At 62.9% G+C, this 19,781-nt stretch carries 14 protein-coding genes; 6 read left to right on the top strand and 8 right to left on the bottom strand.

From position 1 onward, the window contains the following. The first annotated feature begins 164 nt into the window (after positions 1–164). Positions 165–3,485, top strand: coding sequence for a glycosyltransferase (locus tag BN1233_RS21175; RefSeq protein WP_082145568.1), 3,321 nt, complete (start codon positions 165–167; stop codon positions 3,483–3,485). 187 nt (positions 3,486–3,672) lie between these two features. Here BN1233_RS21175 and BN1233_RS47130 read toward each other — a convergent pair whose 3' ends face one another. From BN1233_RS47130 to BN1233_RS21150, 5 genes are all read right to left on the bottom strand, one after another. Next, positions 3,673–4,773, bottom strand: a complete 1,101-nt coding sequence (locus tag BN1233_RS47130) for a Hint domain-containing protein (RefSeq protein WP_048708592.1) — start codon at positions 4,771–4,773, stop codon at positions 3,673–3,675. Positions 4,774–4,833: 60 nt separating this feature from the next. Continuing rightward, complete coding sequence (locus BN1233_RS50580) at positions 4,834–5,922, bottom strand: calcium-binding protein (RefSeq protein WP_052763869.1); 1,089 nt, start codon at positions 5,920–5,922, stop codon at positions 4,834–4,836. 39 nt (positions 5,923–5,961) lie between these two features. Continuing rightward, on the bottom strand, positions 5,962–6,828 hold the full coding sequence (locus BN1233_RS21160) for a hypothetical protein (RefSeq protein WP_046865605.1): 867 nt from the start codon (positions 6,826–6,828) through the stop codon (positions 5,962–5,964). 340 nt (positions 6,829–7,168) lie between these two features. Next, positions 7,169–8,488: an HlyD family type I secretion periplasmic adaptor subunit gene (locus tag BN1233_RS21155; protein WP_046865604.1), complete on the bottom strand. Its 1,320-nt coding sequence runs from the start codon at positions 8,486–8,488 to the stop codon at positions 7,169–7,171. Position 8,489: 1 nt separating this feature from the next. Beyond that, a complete protein-coding gene (locus BN1233_RS21150; RefSeq protein WP_046865603.1) occupies positions 8,490–10,217 on the bottom strand; it encodes a type I secretion system permease/ATPase in 1,728 nt (575 codons plus the stop codon). A gap of 310 nt (positions 10,218–10,527) precedes the next feature. On the opposite strand from BN1233_RS21150, the gene BN1233_RS21145 reads away from it, so the two are divergent. Beyond that, a complete protein-coding gene (locus BN1233_RS21145) occupies positions 10,528–11,265 on the top strand; it encodes a SapC family protein (protein WP_046865602.1) in 738 nt (245 codons plus the stop codon). Continuing rightward, positions 11,262–12,086, top strand: coding sequence for a SapC family protein (locus BN1233_RS21140; RefSeq protein WP_046865601.1), 825 nt, complete (start codon positions 11,262–11,264; stop codon positions 12,084–12,086). The genes BN1233_RS21145 and BN1233_RS21140 overlap by 4 nt, the downstream gene beginning before the upstream one ends. A 405-nt stretch (positions 12,087–12,491) precedes the next feature. On the opposite strand, the gene pdeM is transcribed toward BN1233_RS21140, so the two are convergent. The 3 genes from pdeM to BN1233_RS21125 are packed head-to-tail and all read right to left on the bottom strand — an operon-like array spanning position 12,492 to position 16,348. After that, positions 12,492–13,193, bottom strand: coding sequence for a ligase-associated DNA damage response endonuclease PdeM (pdeM, locus tag BN1233_RS21135; protein WP_046865600.1), 702 nt, complete (start codon positions 13,191–13,193; stop codon positions 12,492–12,494). Next, positions 13,190–15,724, bottom strand: a complete 2,535-nt coding sequence (locus BN1233_RS21130; protein ID WP_046865824.1) for a ligase-associated DNA damage response DEXH box helicase — start codon at positions 15,722–15,724, stop codon at positions 13,190–13,192. The genes pdeM and BN1233_RS21130 overlap by 4 nt, the downstream gene beginning before the upstream one ends. Before the next feature lie 45 nt (positions 15,725–15,769). Further along, positions 15,770–16,348, bottom strand: coding sequence for a pyridoxamine 5'-phosphate oxidase family protein (locus BN1233_RS21125; RefSeq protein WP_046865599.1), 579 nt, complete (start codon positions 16,346–16,348; stop codon positions 15,770–15,772). A gap of 222 nt (positions 16,349–16,570) precedes the next feature. Here BN1233_RS21125 and BN1233_RS21120 point away from each other — a divergent pair, with 222 nt between their 5' ends. From BN1233_RS21120 to BN1233_RS21110, 3 genes are read left to right on the top strand one after another with little or no spacing between them, the layout of a single operon-like run. Beyond that, positions 16,571–17,617 (top strand): ligase-associated DNA damage response exonuclease, encoded by a 1,047-nt coding sequence (locus BN1233_RS21120; RefSeq protein ID WP_046865598.1) that lies wholly within the window; start codon positions 16,571–16,573, stop codon positions 17,615–17,617. Beyond that, positions 17,614–19,317: a cisplatin damage response ATP-dependent DNA ligase gene (locus BN1233_RS21115; protein ID WP_046865597.1), complete on the top strand. Its 1,704-nt coding sequence runs from the start codon at positions 17,614–17,616 to the stop codon at positions 19,315–19,317. Before BN1233_RS21120 ends, BN1233_RS21115 begins: the two co-directional genes overlap by 4 nt. Further along, positions 19,314–19,769, top strand: a complete 456-nt coding sequence (locus tag BN1233_RS21110) for a secondary thiamine-phosphate synthase enzyme YjbQ (RefSeq protein ID WP_046865596.1) — start codon at positions 19,314–19,316, stop codon at positions 19,767–19,769. The genes BN1233_RS21115 and BN1233_RS21110 overlap by 4 nt, the downstream gene beginning before the upstream one ends. The last annotated feature ends 12 nt before the right edge of the window (positions 19,770–19,781 follow it).

The raw sequence follows: 19,781 nt of genomic DNA, 5'->3' as shown, positions 1-19,781 counted from the left end.
GGCACAGGCTCGACCATTTGCCTCGGTGGGAGCTTTCTGCGGCAGAATCCTGACAATTTCCAGACAGTCGCACTGAATTTGGTGACTTTACCCGTGCGACTTGGCGTCCTAACAGTAAGTTACGCGTCGACACCTGACGCATCGGCACCTGAATAGCTTCCGTCATGCAGCTTCTTCATCCACCACCGGATCGGTTCGGTCCCCAGTTACTTCAAGTCGAGGGGCGCAATGCTCTGGTACTCATCGATACGGTCGATCCACCTACTGAACGGGTTGCTTTCGATATTGATGGTCAACCGGTAGCGGCCTCCATAGTACACCTTCACTCGCGCGACTTTCTCCGTCAGCTCAATCTGCTGCGGAACGGCCGTTTCGACGACGAGTGCTCGGACTGGCATCCCATCGGTGTGGCCGACACACTCGTGCAGACGGGTCGTGATATTGCACCACAATGGACGCTCTCGGGTGGACACACCGGTTTCGTGTCCGTCCCCAGCCATGTCGAAAGTATCGAGGTCCTCTACTCAGACTCGAGTGCTCCGGGTGATCTTTCTATCGCTGCCGGAGAGCGTTACGCTTTCGAAGGCCTGTTCGGCTCGCACCGGTGCAGAGCCGATCTGCGGCTGACCGTTTTCGACGTTGACGGCGATGTCATTGCAGATCATCGGCGGTCGATCGAGAAAAAGCCTGGAGGCAACGTTCCGAGCGGCTATGCCAAGGTGAATTTCAGCTTCCGTGCCCCTCGGGGCGCCGCGTCGGTCCGCATCGGCCTGACCATCCGTCGGGATGAGGAAGCACAGATCAGAAGTGCCGAACCCGCCGTCCTGTTCATGACGGGACTGGCCTTTGGCGCATGCGAGCAGAGCCCGGTTTCCTGGCGCAATTATCTCCTGAACAGGGACGCCGTCGAGCGCGTGCGGCATGGGGCCCATGTCGTCCAGTTCCGCCTTCCCCGCATGACGAGTGGCGAATTCGGGAAGGACGTGGAGGTCAATGCTGTCGATCGTCATACCGGAAAGCCGCTGACGCCCACACCGATCCTGTTGCGCGGCTCACCCGGCCTCTCATTCCACCCCTACGGATTTGACGGAGTAACGCTATCGGGCGCGTTGTCGGGTGCGGCCGGGGGCGAGGTATTAGACCTTCTCGTCGATTCGGAGCCCGCCGCCACCTTGGCCGTTCCGTCACCCACTGACATGGGAGCGCAAAAAATTGCGCTTCGCATTGCCGATCGATTCCTCGACGGCTCTCCCCGCCTCGTAGAAGTGTCGGAGCGCGAGACTGGACAGATCCTCTATCAGGTCGCAGAGGTCCTGAAGCCGCTAACCACCGACTGGGCGATGCTTGGGGAGCAGGGATGGGCGCCATGGCTCAGTGGACACAATCCGTTGGCGCGGGAGCGCTACCGCTCGCTGGCTTTGCACATAGAAGCCGCCGATGAGCACGGGGGAAACGATGCTCTCGTTCAGTTGCAGCAGTGCCATTCTGTCCTTCGGCAGAGCAATTTTCAGCTCAGTGACCTCCTCCCGCTGAGGGTCCCGGAGTCTGCTCAACCTGACGTTTCGATCGTGGTGGATGCAGGTGAAAGCGCGACCGATGCCTATCGTTCGGTTGCCGCAATCCTGTTCGCGTTCAACCGGGCCACTTTCGACATCACTCTCGTCCATTCGCTGTTGCAAGAGGACCGCGATCGATTACAGCCGCTCCTGGACGGGCTTACCTTCCTCGAGGTATTACCCGGAGAACCTCGCTCTGCGGCGCTCAATCGCGCGGCTTTCACGAGCAAGGGCCGCTTCATCGCCTTTCTCGGCAGACAGAGCGAACCGGCCAGTCGATGGCTCGATGAGCTGATATATCCGGTCGAACTCTTCGATCGCATTGGTGCAGTCAGCGCGCAGGTCCTCGACGGGAATGGCCGCCTCCGGGAGACGGGCGCGCGCTTTCTCGTTGATGGTCGGCTCGAGGCGATCACAGGCAGCGGAAATCCGAACTCGCCCGAGTTCTCTCATACTCGTCAGATCGACGCCGTGTCCCGGTCCGGGCTCCTCATAGCAAGATCCGTCTGGGAACAGGTTGGTGGCTTCTCCGAGGCATTTGCAACGGATAACCAGATCGACGCGGATCTCTGCCTGAAAGTGCGAGCGGCCGGGCTGAGGATCTGCGTCGCGCCGCTATCCTCCATTTCGATTCTCTCGGCGTCATGGGCCGCGTCCGAGCCTCTTCCATTCGGCGATGACAACTGGTTCAAGCGAAAGTGGGCGGGCCTGCTTAGGGAAGCGCCGAGCCGCACTGGCAATGGTATTAGGCGCCCCGATCCGGACGGCTCCCGTCGTGTCCTGTTCATCGACCAGCAGTTGCCTCGCATCGACATCGATGCCGGGAGCTATGCGGCCATCCAGGAGATGAGGCTGTTCCAGGCTCTGAACTTCAGGGTGAGCTTTCTGCCCCTGAACCTCCTTCACCTCGGAGCCTACACGGAAGCGTTGCTGCGCATGGGCGTCGAGGCGTTGCACGCGCCGTTCTGCACCTCGTTGGAACAGGCCCTCGCTGCACGGGCAGGTCAGTTTGATGTCGTCTACATCACGCGCTACAACGTCGCGCAGAGCGTAATTCCCCTGGTGCGGCGCTATCAGCCTGATACCAAAATCGTTTTCAACGTTGCTGACCTCCACTTCCTTCGCGAATTGCGGGCGGGAATTGCCGAGAAGCGTGACGATCAGATCCGTCGCAGCCGACTGACTCGTGACGCCGAGTTCGAAGTCATCCGGCAGGTCGATCTTACGCTCAGCTATAGCGACACCGAGCAGGCGATCATCCTCAGTCACCAATTGGGTGACGCGAACGTCGCACGGGTTTCTTGGATTGTCGAGCCCACCAGCGACGTACCTGCTTTTGAAAATCGCCGCGATATCGCATTCCTGGGGAGTTTCGGTCACCGTCCCAACGTCGAGGCCGTGAAGTTCTTCGCCGCCGAGGTGCTCCCGGTTCTACGACGCAGGATGCCTGGCATTCAGGTGAATATCTTCGGCAGCCAGATGAGCGCGGAAGTCGCGGAGCTGGAGCAGGACGGTCTCGTAGTCCATGGACATGTAGAGGATCTCCGCGAGGTATTCGACCGAGCCCGTCTCTTCATCGCGCCGCTCCGATCGGGAGCCGGGATCAAGGGCAAGGTCCTCGCCGCCATGGCCGCGGGAATCCCGACGATCCTGTCCCCGATCGCCGTCGAGGGAATCGCCGCGAAGCCGCGAACCGATTTCCTTCTGGCCGAAAGCCCGGCTCAATGGGTCGATGCGATCGTGGATGCATATGGAAACGAGAAGCTCTGGACGAGTCTCTCCAATTCAGCCTTGAACCTCGTGCGAGACTCTTATTCCTTCCCGGAGGCTCTCCACGCCATGAGGGCCGCACTGGAGCGTGTCGACATTTTCGCACCCCGGGAAGGGACCGCGCTCGCCTGCAGAAGCGTCATCCCCCCTCTTGCATAAAGGATTTCGGGCGCCATTGGCCAAGCCGGAGCCGGTTCGTAACTACCACTGCGCCGCCGACGCTCCTTCGGCGGGTTGAGGTAAATTCACCGCCGGACAGGCTCCGGAGAACGCGAAGACCGCCGTTGCTGATGCAACGGCGGTCTTCCTCGTCAGAACTTCGGTTCGTCGCCGACGTTGTTAGGGCTCAAGCCGCAAATGCGCTGTTCACGCCTGCGCGCTCATCCAGTCGGCGGCGGATTGCCGCGCATTGTGCCGCAGTAGCAACGGGATAGGCGCGAACGTGACGGCCCGCCTCATCGATAGCCGGCGCGTCTTCACCGTAGAGTGCAACGTAGTCACGCCAGTTCGCAAACATCTTGCGGCTGTCATGGTTCACGTAGGTTTCAGCCGGAGCACCATCGGCCAAGATGAGGTTCTGCTCATCAAGTTCGATATGGTAGTAGTCGATCGTCTCCCCGTTCAGGTCACGGACGATCGTCCGGCCATTCACGAGATTCACCGCCGGGACGAGGACACCGTCGACCCAGAGCGCATGTTCAGGTGAGACGCGCAGGTCCCGGCAGGGTACGCCCGGCGCGATGGCCCCTGCCCTGATGAGCACGGGCACTACGCGGGACGCCGCCTTGACGAACCGCGTCGAAAACGTCCGGCGGCCGATCCATTTGATGGTATGAGCCGATCCGTCGAGCGTGACGACTTCGTCACCCATCATCAGGCTTTCGACGGGCATTTCACCCCGAGTCGTGCGGATCAGCGTGCCGCGCACGAAGCACGCCACATCGATCGCATTGTTGTCGAGCAATTGCTGCGTGGTAACGCCCTTCACGGTGATCGACCCCGAGAAAGTCCCGTTCTTGCTCGTGATGACGACGTCCTGTCCGACCTCGGCAAACGCGAGGTCGGACAGACTCTCGACACCGGTGAGTTCGGTCAGGTCGATCTTGTCAGAATTCACATCAAAATCGACAATGCGATCGTCACCGATATCATCGCCGGAAAAGAGGACCCGGTCGAAACCGGATCCCGTTCTTATAAGATCGTCGCCAGCGCCGCCGTCGAGGACGTCGTTGCCGCCATGACCGCTGAGCCGATCATCACCGGATCCGCCGAGCAGCGTGTCCGAGCCTTGCCCGCCGCGCAGGACGTCATTGTCATCCCCGCCTTCGAGCCAATCGTCTCCGCGGTGGCCGAACAGTCTGTCGTCACCGCTCCCACCGACGATGACGTCCCCCTCGCTTGTTCCGTGGAGAATGTCATCGTCACTTGTTCCTGACCTGAGAGCCACGCTTTCACCTCTGAACTGAATAGGTGCGGTCACGCTACCTGTTTCAAGCCGCCCCGAACGTTACCAGCTCGTGACGTCCTTATCGCTGAAGATGATCTTCTCGATGCTCTGGATCGTGAGCGTCTGGCCATCCGTGAACTGGATGGTCGTGACATTGCCCTGCGTCGCCTTGATCGCGCTATCGAAGTCGCTCGAAGCACGGTCGCTGAGGTCGAGGATGTCGTTGCCGCCGCCGCCGAAGACGGTGTCGTTGCCGCCGCCCACGAAGAACATGTCGGCGCCACTACCGCCATACAGGACGTCGTCGCCGGCGCCACCGTAGAGCGTATCATCGCCGCCGCCGCCGTAAAGCGTGTCGTTGCCCACGCCGCCATACAGGACATCGTCGCCGCCGCCCCCATACAGCGTATCGTTGCCCGCGCCGCCCCGTAGAAGGTCGTCGCCGGATCCGCCCTCGAGAAGATCGTTACCAACCCCGCCGTAGAGCGTATCGTTTCCGGCACCGCCATACAGGGTGTCGCTGCCGAGCCCGCCGCGGAGAACGTCGTCTCCGGTACCGCCATACAGCGTATCGTTGCCCGCGCCGCCCCGCAGAAGGTCGTCGCCGGCCTCCCCGAAGAGCAGGTCGTTGCCGCCCTGGCCGGAGATCTCGTCGTCCCCGGCGCCACCGTAGACCGTGTCCGCCCCCGCCCCGGCTTCGACGTAGTCGTCGCCTTCGCCGGTCAGGATGTAGTCGGAACTCGAGCCCACTGAGATGACCGAGTCATCACCGACATGAGTCGCGACAAAATTCTGTCCCGCCCCGTCGATTGTGACCTCGATGTCCGCATCGGTCGCGAAGATAGCTCCATGCGCATCGGCCGGAACCGTCACGGATCCCTCGATGTCGCGGTAGTAGTAGAGTTCCGCCCCAGAATTGGAGGGAGCCTCCGCGAGCGCGGCGATCCTGTTTGCCGAGGAATCGTCCGAGAAAGCTGCACCCTCGCCCGGCAGGGCATCATCCGGGCCAACAAACTCGGTTTCTGCGACGCCGTCGTTGAAGACACCGACGCTCTCGATGCCATTCAGGATTTCCTGGCGATACTGCGCCGTGAAACCATCATTTCGCAGTTCTGCGTTCAAATCGCTTCGTGATAAATTATAGCTCATGAAAAAGGCTCTCCTTAGCTTCCACCGTGCTTATGGAACTCACGACACTGCTGGCTGAAAACCTCCGTTGCGGAAGACTTGGACGTGTTTTCCCCGCCGGGAGCGGGGGATTGCCTTCGGGATCTCGACTGGCTCGACCGAGAGCCGAAGCCCGACGAGCGGTTCGCGACCCGTGGGGCCGGACAGCTCGACATCCTTGCCTCTCTCCAAGGTGATCCGTGACCCGCGGAACAGCGCCTTCGCGTGGATTTCGAATTGGCTCGCACCGGGACCGTGCAAGCGCATCCTCAGCCCGACGACGGGCGTTGCCTGACCGCGCGTCCCGGCGAATTCGCCCTCCATGCATTCCGGCAGGGAGCGGCGCGCTTGGCCGATGATGACACTGTAGGCCAGCGAGACCGCGGGCGGCCTGCCGGGCCACCGCACCTCGATACCCTCGATAGCCGCCGGAGCATCCGGGCCGCAAACCCATTGTCCTGAAACCACGTGTACATCGCCACGACGCGCCACGTGCGCGAGAACATCGATAGCCGTCTCGCACCCAACACTCAGGTCGGTCAACAATCTCTCCTCGCGCCAGGTGACCGGCGGCGCAATGAGTTCCAGTTCGAACTGTGCGTCGAGTGAACCGCCGGCACGGTGCGGGGTCAGGACCATTTCGAGTCGCGTAGACCGCTCGACGCGGACAAGGATGTAATCCCCGGGTCCGCGCAGCGTCGCGTCCCGCATTCCCGGGGCTGCAACGATGTTCACGGCCTGATCCGCCGTCGCCAACGCAGCGACGCGCGCCGAGGGAGCGCCCTGGCTCGAAGCAGTCGACGTGTAGCGCAGGATGTAGACGCCTGGAGAAGCGCTGACGATTCGCCGGCCCTCACGCCCCGAGAATCCTGATGTTGGATCGGACATCTCCGAAACTCCCGCTCGTCGAGGCTCAATGCACTGACATTAGTGCTGACAGATTTGCTGACATTTGATAAGCCGCCGACCGAAAGCTTGTCAATTGGCGTTGCAATCTGTCAGTGCCCAAATATTATGAAAGCAGCGTGACAGCACGAACGCCCGGCACGTGGCCGCACAAATCATCTCTGACGCTTAATTTCAGGACAGTCAGGTCGTTGCCGTTCCGGCAGGTCGGCGGTCCGAGCTTCGGCCGCCGTCGCTGTGATTTCGGTCGAAATATCGAGGGAGAAGCGTAATCTCAGGAAGTGCGGAACCCGCCATTCGTTTCACTGGCACCGAGGTAGCTCTAGCGCTCCCGCATCGCAGAGTGATACCGCTCGAAGACCGGTGTCAGAAGATAGTTCAGCGCGGTGCGTTCACCGGTGGGAATTACTACGTTGGCTGGCATGCCGGCCGAAAGCTTTTCGGCAAATTCGGGCGGAACGCTGTCCCGATGCACCTCGACCTCTGCAGCGAAATACGGATCTCGGGTGACCTCGTCCAGCAAGCGATCTCGAGAGACGGAGCGAAGCTTACCCATGGTAATCTTGGCCCCGAAGCTGCGAAGTGAGGGAAAGCGGATCTCCGCCTTCATGCCGGGATAGACGCGGTCGATATCGAGCGGAGAGACCTTCGCTCGCACGACAAGGTCCTCGCTGGTGGGCGCGACATCGAGAATCGGGTCACCCGCGCCGACGACACCTCCGACCGTGAAGATGCGCATCTGCTGAACCACACCCTCGGTTGGCGAAAGCACTTCGCTCCGCCTCTGTGTATCTTCGGCAACGATCACGTTCTGCCTAATCTCGTTCAGGGACTTCTGAAGTTCCGCAAGGCTGGCAGACGCCTCCTGGCGATAATCCTGGCGGGCCTGCTCGCGACGAAGCGTCAACTCCTGGACGCGCTCGGTCAACTTGGTGATCGAGATCTCCGAATTGGAGATCTGTCCTTCGAGCCGCAATTTCTCCCTTTGCAGGGTGGTGATTCGCGTCATGGGAACGAGTTTCTTCTCGTAGAGCGGCATCAACGAATCGAGCTCGCGGGAGATGTTCTTCAGGGTATCGCGGGCGGTCTGCCCCTCGTTTCTGGCCTGCTCGATCTCCCTCTGGGCCTGTGCGATCTGGGCGTCGGCAACCTCGAGGGTGCGCTTCAGGGTGCCGCGCCTGACCTCGAACTGCTGTCTCTGATCACTAATGGCGCGGGCAACGATCGGCGCTGTGCTGCGCTCGATTGCTTCGGCCGGAAAGGTGACCGTCTCGGCCCATTCCCGCTCGGCGAGGAGCCGGGCTTCCTGAGCAAGAAGAATGGCCAACTGATTGCGCTGAAGATCCCCGACGGCCTCGACCCGCGTCGGGTCGAGGCGGAGGAGCACCTGCCCTTTCTGGACCCTGTCCCCTTCTCGCACGAGGATTTCCCGGACAATGCCGCCCTCGAGATGCTGAACCGTCTTTCGGTTGGATTCGACCGCCACCACGCCAGCCGCAACGGCTGCCCCGTCGAGCCGGGCGGTCATGGACCACGCCAAGAAGCCCCCGAAGGCAACGATGAGCGTCAGGTAGCCGAGTCTGAGCGTTGTACGCCAATCGGTGCTCGGCTCGGGAGCCTTCTGAGTCAGCGCCTTCTGCATGTCACGAAGCCTTCCTGTCGAGCCCGGCTTCAAGGATGGGCTGTGGGGTCAGCCGATTCGGCGAGAGACGGTTCATGATCCGGTCACGCGGGCCGAAGGCATGGACCGTTCCGGCGTTCATCACGAGCACGTCGTCGCAATAGATCAGCATGTTGAGACGATGCGTGATGATGACGACGCTCGCGCCCTGGTCGCGCATGGCCGACAGGGCGGCCGCAAGTCGTTGTTCGCCGATAGCATCGAGATTAGAATTCGGCTCGTCCAGCACCAGAAGGCGGGGATCACCATAGACGGCCCGTGCGAGCGCGATGCGCTGCTTCTGGCCACCCGACAGGACATGTCCATCGGGACCGAGCCGCGTGTTGTAGCCCTGGGGCAGGCTTTGGATCAGATCCTCGATGCCTGCCACCTCCGCTGCGCGGATGATCGATTCATGGTCCGCATCACTGCGGAAGCGAGCAATGTTCTCTGCAACGGTGCCGGGCAGAAGCTCAACCTCCTGGGGCACGTAACCGACGAAGCGGCCGAGTTGGTCGGGGTTCCAGTGGGGCAGGTCATGGCCGTCCAGCGCCACTGATCCGCGCCGCGGCGCCCAGACGCCAACGAGAAGGCGCGCCAGGCACGATTTGCCGGCGCCCGAAGGCCCGACGACACCGAGCACGCGCCCGGCCATGAGGTCGAAGGAGACGTCGTTCAGAAGAACCGTGTCCTGATCCGGAGGGGTCAGGACGACGCGGTCGACCGACAAGGCACCGCTCGGACGGGGCAGTTGCATGCGGCTGCTCTCGTCCTGATCACCGGCAAGAAGCTGGCCGAGTCGATCCGCGGACGCCGAGAAATTCCAGATGCTGCGCCACCCGGCGGCAACCGCATCGACGGGCTGAAGGGCTCGCATCCCCACGATCATCGCCGCGAACATCGAGCCCATGCTGATCGACTGCTCCAGATAGAGCAATGAACCGACGGACAGGATAATGACCTGCTGGCCCGTCCGGAAAAATTTGAGGACTCCTGACACGATTCCGGCCCGCCGATAGGCCGCCGACTGCCACCCAAGCATGGCCCGGTGGAGCTGCGCCCAACGGTGACCGACATCGGGCAGCATGCCCATCGCGCGTGTTGCATCCGCCGTCCGGTTCACGGCGGCAGCGAACTGCTGTGACTCGCTGTAAGCCTCCGCGGCTGCCCGCGAAACGGACCGCGTGATCATCTGGTTAATGGCAGTCAGCACGACGTTGAGGGTGAGGAGCGCCACCATCGTGAGCCCAAGCACCGGATGAAGGATGAACAGAGCCAGCAGCAGAAGAGGGGTCCAGAGCAGATCAAACATCTGCAGAAGCATCGGACCGCCGAGAAAGTCGCGCACGATGTTTAGATCGTTGAGCACGAGGCTACGCATCTTGGCAGAGAGCGTGTTGGCGCGCCGGTTCATTGCGTCGAAGACGGACCCGCTGATCCGCTCGTCGAGGCTGAGGCTGATGCGCGTGAGGCTCTGCTGTCGAAGGCTGTCGAGAAGCCCGCCGACGGCGATCAGGAAGGCCGCGATGATCACCAGGAACAGCAATGTCAGTTCGTTGCGGCTTGCCAGCACGCGCTCGGAGAGCTGCAGCATGAAGACCGTCGGAACCAGGCCGAGGAGTGTCGTGAAAAAACTGAAGAGAAACAGCGACCCGAAGGCGGGATAGAAGGACCTGAGCTCGAGTCGCAAAATGTTCCGGGCCGCGTTCATCGGCACTGCCTCTTTAAAGATGGGCCGGTGCCATGATGGGGCCGCGGCAGCAGAACGGACCTGGAAGCGGCCCCAAAAACATATGCGTTATGCGGGTAATCCTGAGTTCGGAAAAATTCAGCATCACTGACAACTACCAGAAGCCTGAGAAATTGACGAGGGTCCAGGCGCGGACTTAATGGTGCCACAACCTCGGGCTGTCTTGCGGCACGGATAAGCGGCGGGGTGACGCACCTCGGTTCCCTAAGGGCAACGCTCGAAAGGGCTAGTGAGTCGGCCGCGAGATGTCAGCATGACTGGTGAAAACTTAATGACAGTTGGCGCGTCGCTCTATGAGAATCCTGTTTCGCCGAGCGCAGTCCATAGCGGCACCCGCATCTTCGCGCCAGAATCCTACCGCGCGGTGCGGGAGGCACAGACCTGCCCGGTGGTCCATACGGAGGCCCTGAACCTCGCAGCCTTCTATCCGATCTGCTGGATCGCAGGCGGCGCACGGCCCACGCTGGTCGCCTTGAGGAGCCTCATGCCGGACGGGCATGGGCATCTGCGCGAGTTCGCTCGCATTCCCTCTGCCTTGCCGCTGTCGCTTCAGGCCTATCCCTTCGTCGCCGATGCGCCTGTCGAACAAGGGGGCGAAAGCCCGATCCTGATCGACAATGTCATCGCGGACGAGCCGACCGACATAGGATCACCTATCCTCACCACCCAGGGCGGACTGACACGTGGGGCTGAAACACGCCTGCGCGCAGCCGCCTTCTTCCGCACCGATCTTCCACAGACGGAAAGAATTACTGAAGCCCTTGTCGAGGTGGACTGCCTCGTCCCGTGGGTCGTAGACCCCAAAGCCTTGCCGCCTGGGGCCCACGTACCCGACATGCTGGTCGTCGGCCCCGTGGAAAAGGTGTCCGATCGGCTCTACCAAGTCCTGAGGCGGCTCGGCTCTATCAGCGGGATATTTCTGGGTGCGCATCGTATTTCGCTGTTCCGCATCGCCGGCTTGGTGCGCGCCGCAAACGAAGCCGGTCGTTTGACGAGCACCGCACAATGAGCCTCAACCCATTTTCCGCCTTCCGGTTCGTTCCCCTGGAGAGTGTCTCGGGCCAGAACTGGAGGCGCCCGCCGTCCTTCGCTTTCGCGTCGGCCCTGACACATCTTCCTCTTGCCGATTCGGAACTGCTCCAGAGTTCGCACCACCTGCCGATTGTCATCGCGGAGACAGAGGATGGACTTCACGTCGTGACATTGCTGCAGGCCGGACTGACTCGGGTGCCTGCAGTCGACGAGGATGGCCGCTGGCGGCGCAGCTACATGCCGATCGCGCTTCGCTGTCTGCCGTTCCGCTTGGCGTTACCACTGGGAGCAGTTCCGAAGCTCGAGATTGCTCCAGAACTCGGGATCGCGCCCCCCGATGCTCAGGGTGCGCCACTCATGACGACGGCGGATTCCCTTCAGGCCGATCTGCAACCGCTGGCATCTCTTCTGACACGACTCGAAGCGGGGCACAGGCGTCTCAACCTTGCGGCGGAGCGTCTCTTCCTGGCGGGCGCTCTCGCCAAGCTCGAAGGGATCCCGACGGACAAGGGCCGATACCTTACGGTCGACCCCGAGGCATTCGAGAGCCTCGCGCCGGAACACTGTGCGTTCCTGGCTCGGGATCACTTTCTGCCGTTGGATCTTGTCGCAGCGTGCCTATTTTCGCGTCGCTTATTGACTGATGCTGTCGCACGCCTCACCTCCGCACCGAAGCGCACAGACCCAGCTGATCGCAGCACTATTGCCACCGAGGTGAATGATCTGCTTCGACACGTGAATGACGTGGACATGCGGATCGACGACAGCGAGTTGTTCTCGATCGATGCATTCAATTGATGCACATCACCGCGGGTGCATAATCGGTTGGCGATTGCCGATCGGTGCCGGCTTTTCCTGTATCCCTACGCGAGGGCTCCAGGTCATCGATTCAATGAGTGATGCCTGCGCTCATATCCACTTTGACTGGTGAACGAAAGCATAAACGGTAGGATCTCCAACCGGCGCTGCAAGTGTGTGAAACAGCGTAGAACACCTCAGTGCCATCGCAAGACCTGATTCACCGAAGAGCGCTGGACACAGCAAACTCATTGCGCGATGATCCAGCCGTCAAGTAGACCATAATTGGCTCCTGACAGAAGTTTGCGAGTTCTTTGCGCAAATCGGTAGTTTCGTTGCGATCCCGCGCACTCGCGGGATCCGAATCCATGCACTCTACGCCGTGCATTCGCTTTCCGACTGCCTTCAATCGCGGCAGAGCATGCCACGACCGATTGCGTAAATGCGGCCTGTGCCGATCAAATGCGCGGTGAAGCCGTTCGGGAAGAGCGGCTTGAAGGCCACGTCGCATGCATTCAAGCCGCTCGCCAGAGCACCGAATGCCGGCATGACACAGCGGTTCCCGTCGACAACGAAGCAGCGCCGGCGAACGGAACGCCCTCGCATCGCGACCTTGCCGACCGGATGCAGATGACCGGCGATCTCTCCTGCCGCGCCCGCAAGCGGCTCATGCCGCAATACAAGGTTTCCGAGCTTCAGTTCGGTCACGACGGATCCGCCGATCGACGGCGGCAGCTCGTTGTCGTGATTGCCGGTGACCCAGAGCCAATCGCGCCCGGCTTGCAGAGCAGCGAGCATGTCCCGCTCTTCCGTGCCGAGACGCTCCGGCCCGTCGATGTCATGGAAGCTGTCGCCTAGAGCCATGACGGTATGCGGATCGAAGCGGGCCACGACCTCCCGTAAGGTCATGAGCGTCTCGCGGGTATCGTACGGCGGCAGAAACATGCCGCGCCGCGCGAGAGAGGAGCCTTTCTCGAGGTGCAGGTCGGCGACGAGCAGGACCCGCTCCTCCGGGAGATAGAGAGCCCCCGAGAGATCGAGCTGGGCATGAACGCCCGCGATCTCGGTCTCGTCGGTCGTTCTCTTGGTCTTCAGCAAAGCCGTCACGCCAGAGCCTCTTCGAGCAGCACCGCTTCCGCTTCGGCCAGGATCTCGTCCGCCCCTTCGCCATAGACCCGCTCCCGCCCGATCTCGAGCATGACGGAGACGCCCAGAGGAGACACACGATCCAGGGGCTTGTGAATGATTCGCCCGCGGATGCGCTGGAGCATCATGCCGAGGCGCCTCACGTCGAGGAGTCCCGTTGCCGCATCGGCCCGTGCAGCCCGGAGCAGGACGTGATCCGGCTCGTGCTTGCGCAGCACGTCGTAGACCAGATCCGTCGAGATCGTGACCTGGCGTCGCGTCTTCTCCTGTCCCGGGAATCGCCGCTCGATCAGGCCGGCGATGATCGCACAGGTCCGGAAGGTGCGCTTCATCAGGGCCGACTCGGCGAGCCAATCCTCGAGATCGTCGCCGAGCATATCCTGGTCGAACAGCCGATCCATGAAACCTGGCTCGCGGCCTGCGGCGGCGGTCAGATCGCCAAGGCCCCAGATCGCCAAGCCGTAATCGTTCGCCACGAAGCCGAGGGGCCGCATCCTGGCGCGCTCGAGACGGCGGGTCAGGAGCATGCCGAGTGTCTGATGGGCCAGCCGCCCCTCGAACGGAAAGCAGGTCAGGTAGTGGCGCCCGGACCGCGGAAAGGTCTCGACGAGCAGATCCCGCGCGCCCGGCACGATCGAGCGCCGCCGCTGCTGGAGAAGCCATTCGGTAAGCTGACGCGGGAGGCGGTCCCATTCGAAGGGATCGGCGAGGATCTCGCGGACCCGCGCGGCGAGGAACGACGAGAGCGGAAACTTGCCGCCCGCATAGGACGGGATCTTCGGATCCGTGCCCGCGCTCGTCCGGGTCACGAGCACCGAATCCTCGACGATGCCCTCGAAACGCAGCACCTCTCCGGCGAACAGAAAGGTATCGCCGACCGACATCGTCTCGGCAAAATACTCCTCGATCTCGCCGAGCACGCGGCCGCCGCGCGGGAGCACCGACCCGGGCTTCGTGCGTGCGCTGCGCCCGAGGCGCACCTTCAGCATGGTCGCCTCGACGATCGTTCCGACGTTCAGACGGTATTGCTGGGCGACACGCCCGTCGCGCACGCGCCAGAGTCCGTCCTTGCCTTTGACGATCTTCGCGAAGCGTTCGTAGGACCGAAGCGCGTAGCCGCCGGTCGCCACGAAAGCCACGCAGGCCTCGAAATCCTCCCAGGCGAGGTTCGAATAAGGCGCGGCGGACCGGACCTCGTCGTAAAGGTCCTCCAGCCGAAAGGGCTCGCCGCAGGCGACACCGAGAACGTGCTGGCAGAGCACGTCGAGCGCGCCGATCCTGGCATCGGGCGTGTCCTGTGCGGCCGCCTCCACGGCATCGAGAGCGGCCCGGCATTCCAGGAGCTCGAAGCGGTTTGCCGGCACGAGATAGGCCTCGGACGGTTCGTCCATGCGATGGTTCGATCGCCCGATCCGCTGCATGATGCGGGACGCTCCTTTGGGAGCGCCGACATTGATCACGAGGTCGACATCTCCCCAGTCGATCCCGAGATCGAGCGTCGCCGTACACACGACGGCCTTGAGACGACCCGACGCCATCGCCTCCTCGACGCGCCGGCGCTGCGAGACATCGAGCGAGCTGTGATGAAGTGCAATCGGAAGCACATCCTCGTTCAGCGACCACAGCGCTTGGAACACGAACTCCGCCTGCATCCGCGTATTGACGAAGACGAGCGACATCCTGTGTTTGCGGATCAACTCGTAGATCGCGCACATCGCATGGGACGCCGTATGCCCGGCCAGTGGAAGCGGAGCATCGACATCAAGCAGGCGGATCATCGGTCGCGCGCCTCCCTCCACGACGACGAGATCGGCGAGTGCGTTAGTACCGCTCCGTTGCGGCACCAGATAGCGGCGCAGATCGCCCGGCTCCCGGACGGTAGCGGATAGCCCGATCGTGGTGAGATCCGGCGCCATCGCCCACAGGCGTGCCAGGCCGAGGGAGAGCAGATCACCCCGCTTCGACGTGACGAGGGCATGCAGTTCGTCCAGGATCACCCGGCGCAGCCCGGAGAAGAGTTCCCGAGCATCGGGATGAGCGAGAAGAAGCGCGAGTTGCTCCGGTGTCGTCAGGAGAATGTCCGGCGGCTTTTCGATCTGCCGCGCCCGCTTGTGCGCAGAGGTATCTCCGGTACGGGTCTCGACCCGCACATTGAGCGCCATCTCGCGGATCGGCGCCTCGAGATTTCGGGCAATGTCGACCGCAAGAGCCTTCAGGGGCGAGACGTAGAGCGTGTGCAGGGCCCCTCCTTCCGATCGCCGGCGCGATCCGGCCGGTGGCGAGCCCTCAGCGGTGCGGTCCCTCTCCGTCAACTCGACGAGGCTCGGGAGAAAGCCCGCCAGCGTCTTGCCGGCCCCGGTCGGCGCGACGAGCAGAACCGAACGGCCTTGGCGAGCCTTTTCGACGAGATCGAGCTGATGCTGGCGAGGCGACCATCCGCGGCTCGCGAACCAGGCCTCGAATGGTGGAGGAAGGAGAGAGACGGGGGACACCTGCACAAGCCGAGTCTAGCGCCGCCACCCGTCCGGTCCAGGCATTCAGTCGAGGGCCTCCGCGGCAGCGGTCTCATCCACGAGTCCGGTCGGAAGACCGTCGATGCTGCGCGCGTTCTTTTCGAGCCAGTAGGCCTCGAGACCAGCCTCCCCCTTGGCCTCGGCCCAACGCGGGAGGCTCGGCCGCTCACCCCTATACTCGAACGACGGCACCCCGAAGCCGCAGGAAGTCTGGACGAGGTCGATGTCGAGCACCACGATGTGACGGGAGCCGAGGGGCCCGTGCCCCTCGAAGGCCTCGGCGAGCAGATTGGTGTATTCCGGGCTCGATCGCCTCAGCACCCGGCCACGACCATAGAGACGCAGGATCATCGGCGGTCCTTCGAAGGCGCAGAACATGATCGTGAGGCGTCCATTCGCCAGCATATGCGCAGCGGTCTCGTTTCCGCTCCCGGTCAGGTCGAGATAGGCGACCGTGTTCGGCCCGAGAACACGCAGGGCATTCAGCGCCTTCGGGGATACGTTCACGCGGCTGTCGGGAGTCGCAGAGGCGACGAAGAAGACGTGCTGCCGCTCGATGAATTCGCGCAGCGCCGGCTCTATGGACTGAAACTGCTTGGCCAAACGGTCCTCACTTTCTCTCTGTCGCCGGCAATATCGGGCCGTGTCGCGAACGATCTGTAGCGGTTCTGCGGGGCAACCATCAACGTTCGGCGCATTCCCGGTCAACGGCACCGAATCTGCGGAAATCTCTGGTCGGACAAGGCAACACTGGACCGCGATCCAGCCATGAGCCCGGCGCATTGGCTCTGCCGACGCTGCCCTTTCGGCCCTATATCGGATCCGATGGCGTTGCGTTCCACGGATATCCTCACCCAGACGCCCCAGGGCCTCTACTGCCCGCTCGGCGACTTCCACATCGATCCGACACGCCCGACGAACCGGGCGCTGATCACGCACGGGCATTCCGATCACGCCCGGGCCGGCCACGGTGCGGTCATGGCGACCGGCGAGACGCTCCGGATCATGGCGGCGCGCTATGGCGAGGGGTTCGCAGGAGTGATGCAGGAAGCGCGGCTCGGCCTCAGGCAGAAGATCGGCGATGTCGAGGTGCGCTTCACACCGGCCGGACATGTTCTGGGCTCCGCCCAGATCGTCATCGAGGCCGGTGGCACACGGGTCGTGATCTCGGGCGACTACAAGCGCACCGAGGATCCGACCTGCCTGCCCTACGAGGTCGTCCCCTGCGATGTCTTCATCACCGAGGCGACCTTCGGGTTGCCCGTCTTCCGTCATCCGGACAGCCGAAGCGAGGTACGCAAGCTCCTGCAATCCGCCGCACTGTTTCCGGAGCGCACGCATATCGTGGGCGCCTACGCCCTCGGCAAGGCGCAGCGACTCATCGCCCTGCTTCGCGAGGCGGGCTATGAGGCGCCGATCTACCTGCACGGTGCGATGGAGCGGCTCACTGCGCTCTACAAGAGCGAAGGCATCCCTCTCGGCGAGACCCCGAAGGTGATCGCAGCCGAGCGCGGCCGGCTCGGCGGCGCGATCGTGATTTGCCCCCCCAGCGCGATCCAGGACCTCTGGTCCCGGCGCTTCCCCGATCCGGTGACCTGCTTCGCCTCCGGATGGATGCGCGTCCGGGCCCGCGCACGGCAGAAGGGCGTCGAGCTTCCGCTCATCATCTCCGATCACGCGGATTGGGACGATCTGTGCCGCACCATTCTCGAGACGGGCGCCGGTGAAGTGTGGGTGACCCACGGCCAGGAGGATGCGCTGGTGCATTGGTGCTCGACCCGCAGAATCGCCGCACGGCCTCTGCATATGCTTGGATACGGGGACGAGGGTGAGATCGAGGAGCAGGCGCCCCATACAGGACCGACGCCGTGAACCGCTTTGCGGCCCTCCTCGATCGCTTGGTCTACGAGCCGCGCCGCAACGCGAAGCTGCGGCTCCTCGCCGACTATTTCAGCCATACGCCCGACCCGGACCGGGGTTTCGCGCTCGCCGCTATGACGGGCGCGCTGAGCTTCCGTGAGGCGAAGCCCAACGTCATCCGGGGTCTCGCCGAGGAGCGGGTCGATCCGGTGCTGTTTCGCATGTCGTATCACTATGTGGGCGATCTCGCGGAAGCAACCGCATTGATCTGGCCTGCACCCGGATCATCCGCGAGCCCGGGAGTGATCGGCCACAACCGGCCTCCCCTCTCGGCTCCGACGATCACGGAGGTCGTCGAGGGTCTCGCTCGGACCGGCAAGGCCGACCTCCCGGCCCGGCTCGCCGGCTGGCTCGATGCACTCGACGAATCCGGGCGCTGGGCGCTCCTGAAGCTGATCACCGGAGAGTTGAGGGTCGGCGTCTCGGCCCGGCTCGCCAAGACGGCCGTTGCCCAGCTGGGCGGGTATGAGCCGGACGAGATCGAACTCGTCTGGCATGGGCTTGCTCCGCCTTATCTGGATCTGTTCGCCTGGGTCGAAGGGCGTGGCCAGAAACCCTCCTCGGAAAACCCGGCTCCCTTCCGTCCACCGATGCTCTCGCACCCGCTGGAAGACGAGGATTTCGAGAAGCTCGACCCATCCGAGTTCCTGGCCGAATGGAAATGGGATGGAATCCGGCTCCAGGCCGTGTCCGGGCGAACGGACAATGGCCGTGCGGACAGCCGCATCTATTCCCGCACCGGTGAGGATGTGTCGCGCGCATTCCCGGATCTGGTCGAGGCCCTCACATTCGATGCCGCGCTCGACGGCGAATTGCTGATCGTCCGCGATGGGCGTGTGCAGAGCTTCAACGTGCTTCAGCAGCGCCTCAATCGAAAGACCGTCACGCCGAAACTCCTGGCCGAGTTTCCGGCTCACTTGCGGGTCTACGATATTCTCACCGAAGAGGGAGCAGATCTGCGTGACCTGCCCTTCCGGGAGCGGCGCCAGCGCCTTGAACGCTTCATCATGAGGCTCGACGATCCCCGGATCGACCTGTCGCCGCTCATTTCATTCACGAGCTGGGACGAGCTTGCGGCGGCGCGCGCGGATCCAGCCTCGGTCGGTGCCGGCCCCGATGCCGGCGCGATCGAGGGGTGCATGGTGAAGCGCGCCGATAGCCCCTATCTGCCAGGCCGGCCCAAGGGGCACTGGTTCAAATGGAAACGTGATCCCTACCTCGTCGATGCCGTGATGATGTATGCGCAGCGCGGCCATGGGAAACGCTCGTCCTTCTACTCGGACTACACCTTCGGGGTCTGGCGTGCGGGAGCGCATGGCGACGAGCTCGTGCCGGTCGGGAAGGCCTATCATGGTTTCACGGACGAGGAGCTCGTGCAGCTCGACCGCTATGTCCGCAATCACACCGTGAAGCGCTTCGGTCCGGTCCGTGAGGTCGAGCACGGCATAACGAGAGGACTCGTGCTCGAAGTCGCGTTCGAAGGACTGCAGCGCTCGACGCGGCACAAGTCCGGCGTGGCCATGCGTTTTCCCCGCATTAACCGGATCCGCTGGGACAAGCCATCTGCCGAGGCCGATCGGATCGAGACCCTCGAAAAGATTCTAGAACGGGGCGAGAAGGAGATCTTCCCCATGCGGGAGACCGGGAAATGAGCGGCGCTGTCGAAACTCTCGCGAAAGGTCCGGTGACCCTGCAGGTTCAGGGCCATCTCATTGTCGATACGCCGGGACCCGGCTTTACCGACATCACGGCTCCCGTCGCGCGATGGGTCGCGCAAGCAAACTGCCGAACCGGGCTCCTCGTCGCGTTCTGCCGCCATACCTCGGCCTCCCTGACAATTCAGGAGAATGCCGATCCGGATGTACGCCGGGATCTGATGACGGCGCTCGACCGGCTCGCGCCGCGTGCTGCGCCCTATCGGCACCATCTCGAGGGACCGGACGACATGCCGGCCCATATTCGCACGATGCTGACCGATGTCTCAGTCCAGATCCCGGTGCAGGACGGGCGGCCGGCTCTCGGCACTTGGCAGGGACTCTACTTCGTCGAGCACCGCGATGCGCCACACCGGCGGGAGATCCTGCTCCACCTGACGGGCACGTGAGGCACGTGCCGC

The sequence above is a fragment of the Microvirga massiliensis genome (assembly GCF_001006805.1).
GTDB classification, from domain to species: Bacteria; Pseudomonadota; Alphaproteobacteria; order Rhizobiales; family Beijerinckiaceae; genus Microvirga; species Microvirga massiliensis.
The sequence above is the reverse complement of the archived record's forward strand: the minus strand, read 5'-3'. Positions and strand labels throughout refer to the sequence as shown.